Origin of the sequence: Streptomyces sp. MBT65 (assembly GCF_016612545.1) — a bacterium.
Taxonomy (GTDB): Bacteria; Actinomycetota; Actinomycetes; order Streptomycetales; family Streptomycetaceae; genus Streptomyces.
Window position 1 is genome coordinate 1 of sequence record NZ_JAENRY010000565.1, and the last position, 2107, is coordinate 2107.

Sequence of the window (2107 nt, forward strand, 5' to 3'; positions counted from 1 at the left end):
GGCGGTGGCGGCGCTGACGGGGGTGGGGAGGGCGGCGGAGGCGTTCGGGCCGTTGAAAAGTGCGATGGAGGCTATGAGGCCGGTGAACGCCGCGAGTATGCTCAGTCGTCGACGCGCGTAGAACTTCGGCATACGAACTCCCTTGTGGTGGGGGGACGTTGGAGTGCGAGCGAAGGAATGCTTGCGGTGCCGTGTTGCGGGAAGGTGTGCGTCCGGTAAGAAGTTAGTGACGCGTTCATGACACAACAAGGGGTGCGGCGAGACTTTCCTCACGGCTGGGCAGGGTCGGTCCTCGCGTACAGTGGACGGCGCAGAAGGGGAGTAGCTCTTCGCCGGACCGTCGACATACTGCTCAGCTCGTTCTGAGCCGGCGCCCGGAGGCAGGCCCGACGCGTTCACGCGGCGGGGTCGGCCAGCGAGACCTTCGGTAAAGCAGTGCACCACTCGTGCCGTACGGCACGGGGACACGTGTGTGCTGCCGTGCCGAGGTGTCCGCGGACAGCAATCACCCTCTCGGTGGGGCAGCCCCGACCGATTGAGGAATCTTGATCAGCATCAGCGTGACGGCGCTCGTCTTCGGCGTCGTCTTTCTCGCCGAACTCCCCGACAAGACCGCGCTCGCCGGACTCGTCCTCGGCACCCGTTATCGCGCCTCGTACGTCTTCGCGGGCGTCGCCGCCGCGTTCCTTCTCCATGTCGTGCTGGCGGTGGCGGCCGGCAGTGTCCTGACCCTGCTCCCGCAGCAGCTCGTGGCGGCGGTGACCGGGGTGCTCTTCCTGGGCGGGGCCGCGGTGCTGCTCTTCAAGAAGGGCGACGACGACGAGGAGGTCCGCAAGCCGAAGGACCAGTCCTTCTGGAAGGTCTCCGGCGCCGGTTTCATGCTCATCCTGGTCGCGGAGTTCGGTGACCTGACCCAGATCATGACGGCGAACCTCGCGGCGCGCTACGACGACCCGTTCTCGGTCGGTCTTGGTGCGGTGCTGGCGCTGTGGGCGGTCGCCGGGCTCGGCATCGTGGGCGGAAAGGCGCTGATGAAGCGGGTGCCGCTGAAGTTGATCACCCGGATCGCGGCGGTGCTGATGCTGGGGCTGGGGGCGTGGAGCCTGTGGGAGGCGGTGGCGGGCTGAGCGGGCGCGTGAGCTGAACGCTTGGTGAACTGTTTCCGGGGGCAGTGGCGCGATGCGGGTCCGATTTTGTACCGTAGGGAAACAAAGTGGTTCCCGTCCGTTTTCCCTGACCGGCGGACGGGGCCACCTTGTCCCTCCGGGGGTCGACTGGGCAGACCGGGCCGTCCCGCGTATGTCTCACCCGTTCGTAGGTCTCTTCTCTCCCGTTCGTGCGTCTCTCCCGCTTGTACGTCTCTCCCGTCCCTTGGAGCCTGCCGATGACGGCCACCACCGTGCTCACCGCTCGTGCCCTGCTGCTGGACATGGACGGCACGCTCGTCGACTCGCACGCGGTCGTCGAGCGGATCTGGCGGCGCTGGTCCGACCGGCACGGGCTGGACGCGGACGAGGTCATGAAGGTCGTGCACGGCCGGCAGGGATACGCGTCGATGGCGCTCCTCCTGCCCAACCGCCCCATGGAGCAGAACCACGCCGAGAACGCCCGCATGCTCGCCGAGGAGACCGCCGACGTCGAGGGCGTCGTCCCGATCCCCGGCGCACCGGAGTTCCTCGCGTCCCTGCGGGGCCTGCCGCATGCGCTGGTCACCTCGGCGGACGTGCCCCTGTCCACCGCGCGGATGGGGGCGGCCGGGCTGGAGTTGCCCGAGATCCGCATCACCGCCGAGTCCGTGGGCGCCAGCAAGCCCGACCCCGAGGGCTTCCTGAAGGGCGCCGCCGAACTGGGCATCGCCCCGGCCGACTGCATCGTCTTCGAGGACTCCGGCGCGGGCATCGCGGCGGGGCGCGCGGCGGGCATGCGGGTCGTGGGGGTCGGCCCGCATGCCGGGTACCACCGGGCGGACGTGGTGGTACGGGACTTGCGCGAGGTGCGGGTGGAGGACCTGGGGGCCGGGGGGATTCGGCTGCGGGTGGGGTAGCACCGACCCGCATGCGGTGGCCTATGGCTGTTGACCTGCGGTTGGTGGCCGATGGATGCGGCC

Annotated in this window: 2 protein-coding genes; both read left to right on the top strand. The window is 69.2% G+C overall.

The features are described 5' to 3' along the window. Nucleotides 1-545: 545 nt before the first annotated feature. Nucleotides 546-1127 carry a TMEM165/GDT1 family protein gene (locus tag JHN63_RS50360; protein ID WP_200691833.1) on the top strand — a complete coding sequence of 194 codons (582 nt, stop codon included), beginning with the start codon at nt 546-548 and terminating at the stop codon, nt 1125-1127. A gap of 257 nt (nt 1128-1384) precedes the next feature. Then, on the top strand, nt 1385-2044 hold the full coding sequence (locus JHN63_RS50365) for an HAD-IA family hydrolase (protein WP_200691834.1): 660 nt from the start codon (nt 1385-1387) through the stop codon (nt 2042-2044). Nucleotides 2045-2107 lie beyond the last annotated feature (63 nt).

Excerpts from the sequence above, each read along its gene's own strand:
- JHN63_RS50365 (WP_200691834.1), top strand. The coding sequence starts at position 1,385 with ATGACGGCCACCACCGTGCTCACCGCTCGTGCCCTGCTGCTGGACATG.